The sequence below is a fragment of the Kumtagia ephedrae genome (assembly GCF_003012745.1).
GTDB classification, from domain to species: Bacteria; Pseudomonadota; Alphaproteobacteria; order Rhizobiales; family Rhizobiaceae; genus Kumtagia; species Kumtagia ephedrae.
The window spans coordinates 48,380-64,356 of record NZ_PXYK01000010.1; the positions used below are offsets into that span (position 1 = coordinate 48,380).

Annotated in this window: 14 protein-coding genes; 5 read left to right on the forward strand and 9 right to left on the reverse strand. The window is 66.2% G+C overall.

From position 1 onward, the window contains the following. The first annotated feature begins 2 nt into the window (after positions 1-2). Positions 3-1,472, forward strand: coding sequence for a cobyric acid synthase (locus C7I84_RS12000; RefSeq protein WP_106772435.1), 1,470 nt, complete (start codon positions 3-5; stop codon positions 1,470-1,472). Here the strand turns inward: C7I84_RS12000 and C7I84_RS12005 are convergent. From C7I84_RS12005 to C7I84_RS12020, 4 genes are all read right to left on the reverse strand, one after another. Further along, the gene (locus C7I84_RS12005) at positions 1,469-1,897 is read right to left on the reverse strand and encodes a cupin domain-containing protein (protein ID WP_106772547.1); all 429 of its coding nucleotides are present in this window, start codon (positions 1,895-1,897) and stop codon (positions 1,469-1,471) included. The two genes, C7I84_RS12000 and C7I84_RS12005, sit on opposite strands and share 4 nt — an antisense overlap. A 5-nt stretch (positions 1,898-1,902) precedes the next feature. Then, positions 1,903-2,328 (reverse strand): VOC family protein, encoded by a 426-nt coding sequence (locus C7I84_RS12010; protein WP_106772436.1) that lies wholly within the window; start codon positions 2,326-2,328, stop codon positions 1,903-1,905. Positions 2,329-2,409: 81 nt separating this feature from the next. Further along, a complete protein-coding gene (locus C7I84_RS12015; RefSeq protein ID WP_342587163.1) occupies positions 2,410-3,138 on the reverse strand; it encodes a helix-turn-helix domain-containing protein in 729 nt (242 codons plus the stop codon). A 154-nt stretch (positions 3,139-3,292) separates the two neighbouring features. Further along, positions 3,293-4,078 (reverse strand): TSUP family transporter, encoded by a 786-nt coding sequence (locus tag C7I84_RS12020; RefSeq protein WP_106772548.1) that lies wholly within the window; start codon positions 4,076-4,078, stop codon positions 3,293-3,295. 112 nt (positions 4,079-4,190) lie between these two features. On the opposite strand from C7I84_RS12020, the gene C7I84_RS12025 reads away from it, so the two are divergent. After that, entirely contained in the window at positions 4,191-4,622 is a 432-nt protein-coding gene (locus C7I84_RS12025; RefSeq protein WP_106772438.1) for a TerB family tellurite resistance protein, read from the forward strand. Between the two features lie 15 nt (positions 4,623-4,637). Here C7I84_RS12025 and C7I84_RS30580 read toward each other — a convergent pair whose 3' ends face one another. The 5 genes from C7I84_RS30580 to C7I84_RS12050 form a co-directional block, all read right to left on the reverse strand. Continuing rightward, positions 4,638-6,413 carry an ABC transporter ATP-binding protein gene (locus tag C7I84_RS30580; protein ID WP_106772439.1) on the reverse strand — a complete coding sequence of 592 codons (1,776 nt, stop codon included), beginning with the start codon at positions 6,411-6,413 and terminating at the stop codon, positions 4,638-4,640. Further along, positions 6,410-7,285 carry an ABC transporter permease gene (locus C7I84_RS12035; protein WP_106772440.1) on the reverse strand — a complete coding sequence of 292 codons (876 nt, stop codon included), beginning with the start codon at positions 7,283-7,285 and terminating at the stop codon, positions 6,410-6,412. Before C7I84_RS12035 ends, C7I84_RS30580 begins: the two co-directional genes overlap by 4 nt. A gap of 64 nt (positions 7,286-7,349) precedes the next feature. Continuing rightward, a complete protein-coding gene (locus C7I84_RS12040) occupies positions 7,350-8,294 on the reverse strand; it encodes an ABC transporter permease (protein WP_106772441.1) in 945 nt (314 codons plus the stop codon). A 172-nt stretch (positions 8,295-8,466) separates the two neighbouring features. Then, positions 8,467-9,948 (reverse strand): ABC transporter substrate-binding protein, encoded by a 1,482-nt coding sequence (locus tag C7I84_RS12045; RefSeq protein WP_106772549.1) that lies wholly within the window; start codon positions 9,946-9,948, stop codon positions 8,467-8,469. A gap of 158 nt (positions 9,949-10,106) precedes the next feature. Next, positions 10,107-11,381 carry an acetylornithine deacetylase/succinyl-diaminopimelate desuccinylase family protein gene (locus tag C7I84_RS12050; RefSeq protein ID WP_106772442.1) on the reverse strand — a complete coding sequence of 425 codons (1,275 nt, stop codon included), beginning with the start codon at positions 11,379-11,381 and terminating at the stop codon, positions 10,107-10,109. 198 nt (positions 11,382-11,579) lie between these two features. Here C7I84_RS12050 and C7I84_RS12055 point away from each other — a divergent pair, with 198 nt between their 5' ends. From C7I84_RS12055 to C7I84_RS12065, 3 genes are all read left to right on the forward strand, one after another. Continuing rightward, the gene (locus C7I84_RS12055; RefSeq protein WP_106772443.1) at positions 11,580-12,011 is read left to right on the forward strand and encodes a L,D-transpeptidase; all 432 of its coding nucleotides are present in this window, start codon (positions 11,580-11,582) and stop codon (positions 12,009-12,011) included. A 186-nt stretch (positions 12,012-12,197) separates the two neighbouring features. Continuing rightward, positions 12,198-15,047 (forward strand): molybdopterin oxidoreductase family protein, encoded by a 2,850-nt coding sequence (locus C7I84_RS12060; protein ID WP_106772550.1) that lies wholly within the window; start codon positions 12,198-12,200, stop codon positions 15,045-15,047. A 130-nt stretch (positions 15,048-15,177) separates the two neighbouring features. Next, positions 15,178-15,942, forward strand: coding sequence for a 4Fe-4S dicluster domain-containing protein (locus C7I84_RS12065; protein WP_106772444.1), 765 nt, complete (start codon positions 15,178-15,180; stop codon positions 15,940-15,942). Positions 15,943-15,977: the final 35 nt, after the last annotated feature.

The window sequence follows — 15,977 nt, forward strand, 5'->3', positions numbered from 1 at the left end:
CCATGGCGCGCGCCGTCATGCTGCAGGGCACCGGCTCGGACGTGGGCAAGACTGTGCTGGTCGCCGGCCTCTGCCGCGCCGCGCTCAGGCGCGGGCTGAAGGTGCGGCCGTTCAAGCCGCAGAACATGTCGAACAATGCCGCCGTCGCCGATCTTCCCGGCGAGCCGGGCGGCGGCGAGATCGGCCGGGCGCAGTGGCTGCAGGCGATCGCCTGCGGCGTCGCGCCGACGGTGCACATGAACCCGGTGCTGCTGAAGCCGCAGAGCGACATCGGCTCGCAGATCGTGGTTCAGGGCAAAGTCTATGGCCATGCCAAGGCGCGCGACTACCAGGCGCTGAAGGCGAAGCTGATGGACGCCGTGATGGATTCGTGGCGCCAGGTCGGCGAAGGCGCCGATCTCGTCATCGTCGAGGGCGCCGGCTCACCGGCCGAGATCAACCTCAGGCCGCGCGACATCGCCAATATGGGCTTTGCCACCCGCGCCGGCGTGCCGGTTATCCTGGTCGGCGACATCGACCGCGGTGGTGTCATCGCCTCGGTCGCCGGAACGCATCTCATCCTGCCCGAGGAGGACCGGGCGATGATCGCCGGCTATCTCATCAACAAGTTCCGCGGCGACGTTTCGCTGTTCGACGACGGGATCAAGGCCATCGAGCGCTTCACCGGCTGGCGCTGCTTCGGCGTGGTTCCATGGCTGAAGGCGGCGGCGCGGCTGCCGTCGGAGGATTCGGTGGTGCTGGAACGGCTGACCGCCGGCGAGCGCAGGGCGCTCAAGGTGGCGGTGCCGATGCTTGCCCGCATCGCCAATTTCGACGATCTCGACCCGCTGCGCGCCGAGCCGCAGGTAGAGGTGGCGTTCGTGCCGCCGGGCCAGCCGCTGCCCGCCGATGCCGGGCTGGTGGTCATCCCCGGCTCGAAATCCACCATCGGCGATCTCATCGAGTTCCGCCAAAACGGCTGGGACCGCGACCTTGCCCAGCACCGCCGCCGCGGCGGCTACGTGGTCGGCATCTGCGGCGGCTACCAGATGCTCGGCCGGACCGTGCGCGATCCCGACGGCATCGAGGGCAGTCTTCGCGAGGCCGAAGGTCTCGGCCTGCTCGACATCGAGACGGTGATGGAGCCGGAAAAGACCGTGCGCAACGTTGACGCCCGGTCGCTCGCCTTCGACGCGCCGCTTTCGGGCTACGAGATCCATCTCGGCCGCACCTTCGGCCCCGACTGCGCGCGGCCTGCGACCGTCATCGATAATGTGCCGGACGGTGCCAGTTCAGCCGACGGAAAGGTGTTCGGCACCTACCTGCACGGCCTGTTCTCGGCCGACCTGTTCCGCGCCCGCTTCCTCGAAAGTCTGGGCGTGCGCGGCGGCGGCGTCGACTACCGGACCGAAGTCGAGCGCGCATTGGACGAGATCGCGGCGGAGTTGGAAAAACACCTCGACTGCGACGCGATCTTCGGACTGGCGCGCTAGCGCGTCGTATCCGGCGGGTTCTCTTCAAACCACGCGACGATCGCCGGCATGTTTGTCTCGAACCCACCGGGAACGAAGACGTTGAACAGCCCCGCCGGCTTGTCGCTGCGGTTGGCGAAATCGTGCGTGGTGCCCGCCGGAATGAAGAAGAACGAGCCACGTGGCGCGTCGACCCAGCCATCGCCGACCAGCAGGGAGACGGTGCCTTCGACCACGTAAAAAATCTCGTCATTCGCCGCGTGGCTGTGCGCGCCGGGACCCAGGCTGTTCGGCTCGATCCGCCATTCGGACACGCTGTAGCGGTTGCCGGTCTCGGCGCCGTCGGCCTTGAAGACGGCGCGCATCGCCGGCATCGCGTAGCTGCGTCCTTCGCCGGGCCGCAGCACGACCGGCTTGAGCGGTGCGGTAGCGGCGGTCGTCGGCATCGTGCTCACGCCTTCTCGTGCGCCTTCGGCCAGTAGGTGCCGAACGACCAGACATTGCCTTCCGGATCGGCGCAGATGAAGTCGCGGCTGCCGTAGTCGCGGTCCGTCGGCTCCTCGAGGATCTTTGCGCCCGCCGCCTTGGCACGGGCGTAGACCGCATCGGTGTCGGAGACGGCGATGTAGGTGCTCTTGCCGGCATTGTCGCCCGGCCCGCCGACCATCGCGCCATAGGCGTCGTCGCGGACGCTGCCCAGCATGATCATCGACGAGCCGAGCGTCAGCTGGGCGTGGGCGACGAGGTCGCCGTCCATATATTTGGCGTGGACGGTGAAGCCGAACGCCTTCTGCAGCCAGTCGATCATTCTTGCGGCGTCGCGGTAGCGGAAGGTGGGGTAGATGCGCGGGGGCTCGATCGCGGTCGTTTCGGCCATGGTTTCCTCCTGTGCCGGATGCATTGCGATAAGCCACATTGGGCCGTCGCGGTTGCGCCGTCTTGAAGGAATGTAACCCGCTCAGGCCAGCCCGGCCCGCCACGCGGCGGGTGTCAGGCCGGCTAGATTCTGGAATTCACGCGTCAGATGGGCCTGGTCGGCATAACCGCAGTCGGCCGCGATACCGGCCCAGTTGCAATTTCCGGTGCGCGCCGCGGCGAGCGCCCGGTTGAAGCGCACGATGCGCGCCACCGATTTCGGCCCGAGCCCGATCTCGGCACGAAATCGCTCCGCCAGATGTTTCCTGCTCCATCCGGCGCGGGCGGCAAGCCGCGACACCGGCGCCCGGCCGCCCGAAGCATCGATGCCGGAGAAAACCTCACGCACCTCTGCGGACGGCGTTTTGCCGGCGCCGATGCGTGACGACACGAAGTCCACGGCAAGCGCGAAACGGCTTTCCCAGTCCGGCATGTTGCCGAGGCGCTCGCGCAAGGCCAGCCCAGCGTTGCCGAGCACGTCGTCCAGCAAGATCGTGCGGTCGGCAAGCTCGTGCATGGGCATCCTGAAGAAACGCCGCGCACCGAGTGGCGAAAAGTCGATCTGCAGGCAAGCCGAGGCGCCGAAGGATTCGATCAGCACCGGGCCGGCATAGAGGCCGGCGGCGAAGCTGGCGATGCGATCGGCTTCAGTCGGGGGACGGCCCAGGCCGATGGCAAAGGGTTCGCCGAAGCTGAGGATCAATGGAACGGTCAGCGACGCCGGCTCGCGCATACGGATGTGCCGCCGCGCCGTTTCCCGGTAGCCGGTCATGCGGGAGACAATGCCGTCCAGAGGGCCGCCGGGCCATATCTCGACCAGTTCGATGCCGGCCGGCGGCGAAAAGAGCGGCTGCACGGTTGACGACATCGGGGCCCTCGACCTGCCGGCAAGATATCAAGTGGCCGGGGTGGCGTCAAAGTGCCCCTCAAAGGCCCAGCATCACCCTCAACGGATGCGCCGGGTCGGCAAGCAGGCGGACGGCGAGGGCGACGCAGGTGACCACCAGCAGCGGCTTTATGATCCTGGCCCCCTTGCGTACGGCCAGCCCGGCGCCGACGCGCGCGCCAAGGATCTGCGCCACACCCATCAGCAGGCCGATCTTCCAGAAGACCGCGCCAACCAAGGCGAAGGCGGCGAAGCTGCCGATGTTGGAGGCAAAGTTGAGCAGCTTGGTATGCGCCGTGGCCTTGAGCAGGCCGTAGCCGGCCAGGCTGACGAAGGCCAGCATGAAGAAGGAGCCAGTGCCCGGGCCGAACACGCCGTCATAGAAACCGATCGCCGGAACGATCGCCGCGCCGAACACAAAGGGCGTCATGCGCTCGGCGCGGTCGACGTCGTCCATGTTGGGCTTGAGCGCGAAATAGAGCGCGATGGCGACCAGCACGAAAGGCAAGGCGATGTGCAGCCATTCGCCCGGGAGCACGCTGGCGAGCAGTGCGCCCGCGGCACCCCCGGCCAGCGACAACAGCGCCGCCGGCGCCTGCTTTCGCAGGTCGACCTGTCCCTTGCGGGCATAGGTGAGCGTCGCGGCGCCGGTGCCGAACAGGCCTTGCAGCTTGTTGGTGCCGAGCGCATCGACCGGCGGCAGCCCGGCAAGCAGCAGCGCCGGGATGGTGATCAGTCCGCCGCCGCCGGCGATGGAATCGACGAAACCGGCCAGGAAGGCGGCCGCCGCCAGCAGTGCGAGTATCTCGAGAGAAAGGTCGACCAAAGGAAAGCCGTTCCGCGTAAGCGAAGTCGCGCGCTTCGACCACATGGAATCCATTTGCGCAAGGCCGATTTCGCGCTACGAAGGACGACATCAAGCACGCGGAGAACGCAGGATGGCGATGGGGTTGCTGGCGCGGGTGCGGACGATCTTCGAGGGTGATCCCGGCGTGCGCAAGGTCGCCGACGATCCGGCGCTGACCGCCGAGTTGTTGCTGCTCTTCCGCATGATCCTTGCCGACGGCGTGGTCAGCGACAGCGAGCTGGAGACCTTCCGCCGCATCTGCCGTGAGGGCTTCGGCATCGGCGAGGACAGCATCGACGGCGTCGTCGAATTCCTCAACGATTTTGGTTACGAGACCAGCGGCACGCAGGCGCTGTCGCTGTTCCAGGAGCTCGACCTCGACCGCCGCAAGCTGCTTGCCCGCCATATGGCCGACATCGCCAAGGCCGACCACAAGCTTGCCGAGAAGGAGGTGCGGCTGCTGCGCCGCACGCTGGAGCTGCTGGGTCTCAGCCCGGTGGACGTGGTGAAGGATCAGACCTGACCGGGGGACGTCCGGTCAACCCTGCTCGCGCATCTTCGTCGCGATCGCCCGGCGCAGATCCGGTGCGGCGGCGACCAGGGCCCTGGCAGCCTCCGACCGCGGATGGTCGAGCACCGCGGCAGTCTGACCCCGCTCGACGATGCGGCCTTCATGCATCACCAGTACCTCGTCGGTGATGGCCCGCGCCACCGTCAGGTCATGGGTGATGAACAGATAGGCGACGCCCAGCGTCCGGTTCAGCTCGGAAAACAGGTCGAGGATCTGGGCGCGGATCGATACGTCGAGCGCCGACACCGCCTCGTCGGCCACCACCAGCTTCGGCCGGGTTATGATGGCGCGCGCGATCGACAGGCGCTGGCGCTGGCCGCCGGAGAATTCGTGCGGGTATTTTTGCATGTCGTCCGGCTTCATGCCGACCTGGTGCAGCGCCTCGGCGACCAGCTCGCGCCGCGCCGCCCTGTCCGGCGCCGGCCTCAGCAGGCCGAGCGGCTCGGCGACAAGCCGCTCCACCCGGTGGCGCGGGTCGAAGGAGCCGTAGGGGTCCTGGAACACGATCTGCACGGCGCGGCGGGCCGGCAGAAGCTCGGCCTCGCTCTTGCCCGTGATTTCCTCGCCCTCCAGCCGGATGGTGCCGCCGCTCGGCCGCTCCAGAGCGAGGACCAGCCGGGCGAGGGTGGATTTGCCGCAGCCCGAGCGGCCGACCAGCGCCGTCGAACGGCCCGGCGCAAGGGTGAAGGAGACGTCGTCGACGGCGCAGAAGGGTTTTTGCTTGGAAAACAGCGAGATGCGGGCGCCGGGATAATCCTTGCGGAGGTTTTCGACGGAGAGCAGCGGCGTAACGTCCTCTCCTCCCTCGAAGGGGAGATGGCCCGAAGGGCCGGAGGCGGTGCGGGCGGCAGTGCGCCAGCTTTCGAACCCAGACTCCGGCGTGGTTTTCCCTGCGCCGCGCCAACCTTCGGCAATTCCCTCCGCCGCCTTCGGCGGCACCTTCCCCTCAAGGGAGGAGGAAATGCGTCGCCCCGCCGGCACATGCATGGAAGCCAGCGCCAGCTGGCGCGTATATGGGTGCACCTGCGCCGACAGGGTTTTCGCCGTCTCGCCGGTCTCGAGAATCTCGCCACCACGCATCACCGCGATGCGATCCGACATTTCCGTCACCACGGCGAGGTCATGCGAGATCAGCAGCAGGCCCATGCGGCTCTCGGCGACCAGTTCGCGCAGCAATTCGAGAATCTGCGCCTGCAGCACGACATCGAGCGCCGTGGTCGGCTCGTCGGCGATCAGCAGCTTCGGCTTGAGCGCGCAGGCGATGGCGATGACGACGCGCTGGCGCTGGCCGCCGGAGAGCTGGTGCGGATAGCGCGACAGCGGGAATTTTTGCGACGGCAGGCCGACGCGGTCGAGCATTCTTGCCGCGCGCTGCTCGGCCTCGGCGCGGCTGGCGCCGGCGTGCCAGCGGATGCCCTCGGCCACCTGCTCGCCGATGGTCTTCACCGGGTTCAACGCCGTCATCGGCTCCTGGAAGACCATGCCGATGTCGTCGCCGCGCAGCCGGCACATCGCCGCCTCGTCGGCCTTGAGCAGATCGGTGCCGTCGAAGCGGATGCTGCCTCGTGCCTTCGCGGCATCGGGCAGGAGCCGCATGACGGCGAGCGCCGTCATCGACTTGCCGGAGCCGGATTCGCCGACGAGGCCGAGCACCTCGCCGGGCTCGATCGACAGGTCGACGGCTTTCAGGATCGGCGTCTCGTCGATCGACAGCGACAGGTTTTCTATGGCGAGCAGGCTCACCGCCGCCGCCTCAGCTTCGGATCCAGCGCGTCGCTGACGCCGTCGCCCAAAAGGTTGAGGCCGAGCACGGTGATCATGATGGCGAGGCCGGGGAACAGCGCCTGCGTCGGCGCCACCATCATGCGCGTCTGCGCGTCGAAAAGCATGCGTCCCCAGCTCGGCATCGGCGGCTGCGCGCCGAGCCCGACATAAGACAGGCCGGCCTCCGCCAGGATGCCGAGCGCGAACTGGATGGTGCCCTGCACAAGGAGCAGCGTGGCGATATTTGGCAGGACATGCTCGAGCGTGATGCGCGTCTTGCCCTTGCCGGCGGCGCGGGCGGCGAGGATGAATTCGCGCGGCCAGATCGCCAGCGCGCCGGCGCGCGCGACGCGGGCGAACACCGGGATGTTGAAGATACCGATGGCGATGATGGCGTTGACGGCGCCGGGGCCGAACACCGCGGTGATCATCACCGCCGACAGCAGCGCCGGAAAGGCGAAGACGACGTCGTTGAAGCGCATCACAAAATCGTCGAGCCAGCCGCCGCGCGCCGCCGCCAGGCAGCCGAGCGGCACGCCGAGCCCCATGCCGATGCCTACCGCGACCAGCGCCACGGCGATCGAGTTGCGCGAGCCGACCATGATCATGGAGAGCACGTCGCGGCCGAAATGATCGGTGCCGAACCAATGGGCGGCCGAAGGCGCCAGCATGCGGTCGCCGACGACGAGCTTCGTCACGTCGTCGGGCGTCCAAAAGAAGGAGACGAGGGCCATCAGCGCGATCAGCGCGGTGACGATGAAGCCGGCGATGAACGAACGGCTGGCCAGCGCACGGGCGAGGAAGGCGGAAAGGCCGTCGCGGGGGATGAAGGCGGAAGGGAGATAGGTCATCGACCCTCCTTGGGAGGGGGGTGCGAAGGAGCGCGAGCTGTTCGCGAGAAAATGACAACACCCATCACCGCGCCCTCAGCCTTGGATCGACGACCGCATAGGAGATGTCGACCAGAAAATTGACGGCGACCACGGTCGCCACCAGCAGCATCACCACCCCCTCGACCACGATCAGGTCGCGCTGGGTGATGGCCTGGAAGACCAGGCGGCCGAGGCCGGGGAGATAGAAGACGTTCTCGATGATGATGGTGCCGGCGAGCAGGAAGGAGAACTGCAGGCCGACGATGGTGAGCACCGGAATGAGCGCATTGCGCAGCGCATGCCGCCATAGCACGGTGCCGAAAGGCAGGCCCTTGGCGCGGGCGGTGCGGACATAATCCTCGCCGAGCGTCTCGATCAGCGCCGAGCGGGTGACGCGCGCCAGAATCGCCGCCTGCGGCAGGGCCAGCGCGACCGCCGGCAGCAGCAGCGCCTTCAAGGCCGGCCATATCCCGGCGCTCCAGCCGGGAAAGCCGCCGGCCGGCACCAGCCTGAGCCATACCGCGAAAAGGTAGATGAGCAGCAGCGCGAACCAGAAATTCGGGATCGCCACGCCGAGCTGCGCCGCACCCATGCTGAGGGCATCGCCGGCGCGGCCGCGCCGCTGCGCAGCGAAGGCGCCGGCGGGGATGGCGATCACCACCGAGAGCGCCAGCGATATCAGCGCCAGCGGCAGCGACACGACGATGCGCTCGACGATCAGATCGATGACGGGGACGGAGTAGGTGTAGGAGCGGCCGAAATCGAGCGCCGCCATGCCGGCCACCCAGTCGAGATAGCGAACGGGCAGGGGGTCGTTCAGGCCCATCTCGTTGCGAAGCGCCTCGAGCGCGTCCGGCGTGGCGTTCATGCCGAGCATCAGCCTGGCCGGATCGCCCGGGATCACTTCCAGCATGGCGAAGACGACGAGCGAGGCCGCCAGCAGGGTCGCCGCGGCGACCAGCAGGCGTTGAGCCAGGTAGGCGATCATAAGGGCGCCGACGCTTCCCTCCCCCTTGAGGGGAGGGTCGGCGCGAAGCGCCGGGGTGGGGTCGGTGCGGAAGCATGGGGCGCAAAGAAGGGCCGTCGAGCCCGGCCGCGGCGACCCCTCCCGGCTCGCTTCGCTCGCCACCCTCCCTTCGAGAGGGAGGGAGACGCCGGAGCTAGTCGAGCCATTTGACTTTCGTCAGATCGTTCGCCTGGATCGGCGAGTTCTCCCAAAGCCCCTCCAGCTTGGCATCCCAGATGCCGATCTTCGGCAGTTCGAACAGAAAACCGTTGACGGCATCGTCGGCCAGAATTTTTTGCGCCTGCTTGTAGAGCTCGGTGCGCTTAGCCTCGTCGGAGGTGAGGTTCAGTTCCTCGATCACCTTGTCGAAGGCCGGGTTGTCGTAGTTGAAGTAGTAGTCCTTGCGCGAGTAGATATCGATGTCGTTGGGCTCGGTGTGCGAGACGATCGACAGGTCGTAGTCCTTGTCGGTGAAGACCTGCTTCAGCCAATCGGCCCATTCGACCGGGATGATCTGCAGATCGATACCGACGTCGCGCAGCTGCGAGGCGATGATCTGGCCGCCGTCGCGGGCATAGGGCACCGGCGGCAGCTTCAGAGTCGCCGAAAAGCCGTTCTCCAGGCCGGCCTGCTTGAGCAGTTCCTTAGCCTTGGCGAGGTCGTGCGGGTAGGTGCCGGTCAGGTCGACGTAGGCCTTGTTGGCCGGCGAAAAATGCGAACCGATCGGCGTGCCGATGCCTGAGGAGGCACCGTCGATGATCGCCTTGCGGTCGATGGCGTGGGCGATCGCCTGGCGCACCTCGAGCTTGTCGAAGGGCGGCTTCTTGTTGTTGGTGGACAGGATCGTCTCGCCCTCGGTGGAGCCGAGCACCACCTTGAAGCGCGGGTCGGACTGCATCTGCGGCAGGGCGTCGCCGATGCTGGCATTGGGGATGGCCTGGATGTCGCCCGAGAGCAGCGCCGGGACCTGGGAGGCGGCGTCCGGCACGATACGGAACTCGGCACGATCGAGCGCCACCGGCTCGCCCCAGTAGTCGGGATTCCTGACGATGGTGATCGCCGAGCCCTTCGCCCAGTTGTCGAACTTGAACGGCCCCGTGCCTACCGGCTTTTCCTTGTTGGTGGGGGCACTTTCCGGCGCGACGACGACGGCGTCGCCCCAGCCGAGATTATAGAGGAAGGAGCCCTGCGGCTGCTTCAGCGTCACCTTGACGGTTACGGGATCGACCACCTCGACCGTATCGATCGCCGCGAACAGCGCCTTCTGCGCGTTGGTGGAATCGGCGGCGCGGGCCCGATCGAGCGAAAACTTCACATCCTCGGCATCGAAATCGGTGCCGTCATGGAATTTTACGGTCGAGCGCAGCTTGAAGGTATAGGTCCTGCCGTCGTCGGAGATCGCCCAACTGTCGGCGAGCGCCGGCAGGACCTCGCCGGACGGGCCGATTCGGGTCAGGCCCTCGAAGACATTGGCATAGAGCACTTCGTCGATCGCCGCGGCCGCGCCGGCTGTCGGATCGAGATGCGGCGGCTCGAGCTGCATGCCCAGCACGAGATCGGTACGCGCTGCCAGCCCGGTGCTTGTGCCGAACAGCGTCAGCGTTGCTGCGGCGGCAAGAATCGTCCACGCTTTCATCGGCCGGGCTCCCTCCTGAAGCATTGCCTGCGGATAGAAGCGTGATTTTCCACGCGAGTAAATCGGCTTTCGGTTCGACAAGGCGGGTGTGCGGGAATTCGGTTTCCCGCTTTTCACGCGGCGGTAGTCTGCCGGTCGCGCCCGCCGGCTCGCCGATCTCAGACCTTGCCACGCAGCAGCAGATCGAGCCCGATCGCCATGACCTGCGCGGACTGCACCATGTCGTCGATGCCGACCCATTCGTCCGGCCGGTGGGCGAGGTCGAGGATGCCTGGCCCATACGCCACGCAATCATAGATGTGGCCGATGCGTGCGACATGCTTCTGGTCGTAGGTTCCGGGCGAGATCACATAGTCCGGCTCGCGGTCGAACACGGCGCGAATGCCCTGCGCCAGCGCGGTGGGCACCGGCGCGTCGCGCTCACTCATGATCGGCCGCACCTCCATGACGTCGCGGATCTCGTAGTCGAATTTCTGCCGCTCGCGCTTCAGCCGCTCCAGGATGGCGACGACCTCGCCCTTCACCTCTTCGAGGCTCTCTTCCAGAAGGAAGCGCCGGTCGATGGTGAGGCGGCAGGAATCGGGCACGTTGGGGGAGGGCAGACCCGGCTTGAAGTCGTCGGTCTGGCCGCCATGGATCGAGTTCAAGTTGAGCGTCGAGCGGCGCGCCCCCTCCGGCACCACCGGCATGCGCGTGCGCTTGGTGTCGAGCAGCGGGAATAGCTCGGCCTCGAAGGCGGCGAGAACGGCGCTCATATGGCGCACCGCGCAGTCGCCGAGGAACGGCATGGAGCCATGCGCGATCTCGCCCTTGGTCTCGATCTCCGCCCACCAGACGCCGCGATGACCGAGGCAGATGCGGTCCTTGTTGAGCGGCTCCGGGATGATGACATGGTCGACGCGCGGTTTCGAGAAATAGCCTTTCTGCGCCAGATAGGCGACGCCGCCGAAGCCGCCCGATTCTTCGTCGACCGTGCCGGAAATCTCGATGGCGCCGGGAAAATCCGGGTTGAGGTCGATATAGGTTTCCGCGGCGACGATCGCCGCCGCCAGCCCGCCCTTCATGTCGCAGGTGCCGCGGCCGTAGACGCGCCCGTCCTTCACGACGCCGGCGAACGGATCGACCGTCCAGTCGTGACCGGGTTCGACCACGTCGATGTGGCCGTTGAAATGCACGGTCTTGCCCGGCGAGCGCCCCTCGATGCGGGCGACGACATTGGTGCGCGGGTAGCGGTCGGTGTCGCCGGGCGTACCCTCGCCGCGCAGATATTCCACCACGAAGCCGCGCCTGCGCAGCCGCTCGCCGAGATACTCAGCGCAGGGCCGGTACGCTTCGCCTGGCGGGTTTACCGTCGGAAAACGAACGAGGTCTATGGTGAGCGAAACGAGGTCGTCGCGGCGTGCTGCCACCGCATCAAGCAGACTGTCGGTCATGATGCGATTTCAGCAGGCGAAGCGGGGGCTTGGCAAGCCGGCTGCAGCGCTGTCGACGGATTTCGGTAGTGCCTGCTCGCAGGAAATCGATCGGCCGAATCCATCTGTGGTGACAAATTGATTGGAGATTTCTTGTCAAGGTTGCATGGAAGCGTGCAGAAGATGTGCGAACGGAAGCGGTGCGCAGGGGGTTGTCGCATGAAGAGGATTGCATTGGCGGCGAGCATATGTCTCGCATTTCTTGCCGCAGGCATGGCAACGAGCGCCGCGGCAAGTCTCGTGGCGAAGGTCGACGTCGGCAACCAGACCATGACCATCAGCAAATACGGCAAGGTCGTCCATGTCTGGAAGGTGTCGACGGCGCGGAAGGGTTACATTACTCCGCGTGGAAGCTGGCGGCCGACTCGACTGCACAAGATGTGGCGTTCGCGAAAATACGACAATTCACCGATGCCTTATTCGGTCTTTTATTATGGCGGCTATGCGATCCATGGGACCAGCGCGGTCGGCAGGCTTGGCCGCCCGGCCTCGCATGGCTGCGTGCGCCTCGCCACCGGCAATGCCGCGCATTTCTATCAGCTGGTCAAGCAGTTCGGGCCTGGCAATACGCGCATCATCGTGACGAACTGATTGCCATGGCGGATCTTCGAATTTCGCGTTCCAGGGGAATGGCGTGCCGACCGTTGCACGGTGCGCCATTTGTCTATACAAAATTTGCTATGAATTGACGCTTTCGAGCATTTTCTTCCCTGGGCTCGCCCGTTAGAGATGGTCGGGCACGTGGTCGGGATGACCAGCCAGGCCGAGGGACAGGGAATGCCGGCTAAGCCAAGGGTCGCGCTTTCGGAACCCGTCTCGGACGAGGTTCGCAAGACCACCTGCTATATGTGCGCCTGCCGCTGCGGCATCGACGTGCACATCAAGGACGGCAAGATCCGTTACATCGAAGGCAACCGCGACCATCCGGTCAATCGCGGCGTGCTGTGCGCAAAGGGTTCGGCCGGTATCATGCAGCATTACGCACCGGCCAGGCTGCGCGCGCCGCTGAAGCGCGTCGGCCCGCGCGGCTCCGGACAGTTTCAGGAAATCTCCTGGGACGAGGCGCTGGAGACCGCGACGCGCTGGCTCGGTGAGGTGCGGGAAAAAGACCCGAAAAAACTCGCCTTCTTCACCGGCCGCGACCAGTCGCAGTCGCTGACCGGCTACTGGGCGCAGATGTACGGCACGCCCAACTATGCCGCGCATGGCGGCTTCTGCTCCGTCAACATGGCGGCGGCCGGCATCATGACCATCGGCGGCGCCTTTTGGGAGTTCGGTCAGCCGGACTGGGACCGCACGAAGCTTTTCGTGCTGTTCGGCGTGGCCGAGGACCACGATTCCAACCCGATCAAGATCGGACTGTCGAAGCTGAAGCAGAACGGTGCGCGCTTCGTCTCGGTCAATCCGGTGCGCACCGGCTATTCGGCGATCGCAGACAACTGGATCGGCATCCGCCCAGGCACCGACGGGCTGCTGATCCTCTCGGTGATCCACGAACTGCTGAAGGCGCGAAAGATCGATGTCGACTACATCGTCCGCTACACCAACGCCACCTGGCTGGTGATCGACCAACCGGGCGCTGCCGACCACGGACTGTTCGCGCGCGACGCGGATGGAAAGCCGCTGGTGTTCGAGAGCGTCACCGAGCGGGCAGTGCCGCTCGGCACGCAGGGCGCACGCGCCGCGCTCTCTGGTCGAATCGAACTGTCGGACGGTCGCCGCGCCGTGCCGGCGTTCCAACTTCTCGCCGAAAAATACCTCGACGCGCAATACGCGCCGGAAGCGGTCGCCGCCGAGACTGGCGTCGCCGCCGAGGTGATCCGCGGGCTTGCTGCCGAGATCGCGCGGGTTGCCTTCGACGAGGCTATCTTCCTCGACCAGCCTTGGACGGACTTGAACGGCAACCGCCATGACGGTTTCGTCGGACGGCCCGTATCCTTCCACGCGATGCGAGGCATCTCGGCCCATTCCAACGGCTTCCAGACAGCCCGCGCCCTGCATCTCCTGCAGGTGCTGATCGGCGCGATCGATTGCCCCGGCGGCTTCCGCTTCGAGCCGCCTTACCCGAAGCCGGTGGAAGCCCATCCGACACCGCACGGCAAGGCGGAACATTTCGGCTCCAACAAGCCGTTGTCGGGCCCGCATCTCGGCTTTCCGCGCGGGCCCGAGGACATGCTGATCGACAAGGATGGCAACCCGACCCGCATCGACAAGGCGTTTTCCTGGGACGCGCCGTTCTCGGCGCACGGGCTGATGCACATGGTGATCGCCAACGCCCATGCCGGCGATCCGTACCCCATCGACCTGCTGTTCCTCTATATGGCCAACATGGCGTGGAACTCGTCGATGAACACGGCCGGCGTCATCAAGATGCTGGAGGACAAGGACGAAGCTTCCGGCGAATACCGCATCCCCAAGATCATCTATTCCGATGCCTATGCCTCCGAGATGGTCGCCTATGCCGACCTTGTGCTGCCGGATACGACCTATCTGGAGCGCCACGACTGCATCTCCATGCTCGACCGGCCGATCTCGGAGCCCGACGCGGTGCAGGATGCCATCCGCTGGCCGGTGGTCGAACCCGATCGCGACGTGCGCGGTTTCCAGTCCGTGCTGCTCGACCTCGGCGCACGGCTGAAATTGCCGGCCTTCGTCGACAATCGCGGCAAGCCGATCTACGAAAACTATGCCGACTATATCGTGCGGCACGAACGCCGGCCGGGAATCGGCCCGCTGGCCGGCTTTCGCGGCCGCGACGGCGACCGCACCGGGCGCGGCGCCAGCAATCCGGACCAGCTCAAGCGCTACATCGAAAACGGCTCGTTCTTCTCCGCGCATATCCCGCTGGAGGCGCAGTTCTTCAAGCACGCGAACAAGGCCTACCAGGATTTTGCCGTGCGCATGGGGTTTTTCGACCAGCCGCAGCCGGTGACGTTCCAGCTCTACCAGGAATCGCTGCAGAAGTTCCGGCTTTCCGCCGAAGGCGTGCGCGAGCCGGTCGCGCCGGAAACGCACCGCGCGCGCATCCTCGAAACCTTCGACCCGCTGCCGATGTGGTACCGGCCCTTCGAGGAGGCGGCTGTCGACCGGGAAGAATTCCCCTACCACGCGATCACCCAGCGGCCGGCGGCGATGTACCATTCCTGGGGCTCGATGAACGCCTGGCTCAGGCAGATTCACACCCGCAACCCGCTCTATGTTCCTGGCCCGATCTGCGACGAGCATGGATTGCGCGACGACGACTGGGTGTGGGTGATCTCCAACCACGGCCGCATCAAGGTCGAGGTGGCGCGGATGGAAGCGGTGAATTCCTCGACGATCTGGACCTGGAACGCCATCGGCAAGCGCGGCGGCGCCTGGGCGCTCGACCCGAACTCGCCAGAGGCGACCAAGGGCTTTCTGATGAATCATTTGATCAACGAACTGCTGCCGCCCAAGGGCGACGGGCTGCGCTGGTCGAATTCCGACCCGATCACGGGGCAGGCGGCCTGGTACGACCTGAGGGTGCGTATCGAGAAGGCGGAGGCCGGTGTCGAGAGCCAGCCGCATTTTCCCGCCGTCCCCGGATTGCGCCGGAAGGACGAGGTGCCGGCGGAACTGCGCTACGGCCAGGAGTGGGTGAAGTGAGCGCACGGAAGGCCGCTTTCGTGAGGCCGGTGCTTCTTCGCACCCCCCTCTGTCCTGCCGGACTGTCCGGCAGGACAGAGGGGGGTGCGAAGAAACGCTTCCCGAACCGTCCAAAGGGCAAGGGGTTGTCATGACCAGCCTCCCCACCGAACGCTCCGGCAAAAAGCTCGGCCTGGTCATCGACCTCGACGTCTGCGTCGGCTGTCATGCCTGCGTGGTTTCGTGCAAGGAGTGGAACACCGGCGGCTATGGGTCAGCGCTGTCCGACCAGAACCCTTATGGTCCGGACGTTTCCGGCGCATTCCTCAACCGCATCCACACCTTCGAGGTGGTTCCGCAAGGCGGCGAGGTGATCGGCGAGGCGGACGAAGCCCGCATCGTGCATTTCCCGAAAAGCTGCCTGCATTGCGACGACGCGCCATGCGTCGCCGTTTGCCCGACCGGCGCCTCCTACAAGCGCGGCGAGGACGGCATCGTGCTGGTCGAAGAGGACAAGTGCATCGGCTGCGGCCTGTGCGCCTGGGCTTGCCCCTATGGCGCGCGCGAGATGGATCTCGCCGCCGGCGTCATGAAGAAATGCACGCTCTGCGTCGACCGCATCTACAACGAGACGCTCCAGGAGGTCGACCGCGTGCCGTCCTGCGTGCGCACCTGCCCGGCCAACGCCCGTCATTTCGGCGATCTTGCCGATCCGTCCTCGGCGGTGTCGGTCATGGTTGCCGAGCGCGGCGGCATCGATCTGATGCCGGAGCAGGGCACGCGCCCGGTCAACAAATACCTGCCGCCGCGCCCGCGAAAGCCGCTCGCCGCCAGCGCCGGCGCGCTGCTTGCCGAAAACACCACCGGCGCCACCGGCTTCTTCGCCTGGCTCGACGGCATGCTGGACCGGATCTGAATGGGTGTCTATCTGCGTGCGTATCGACGACGCGG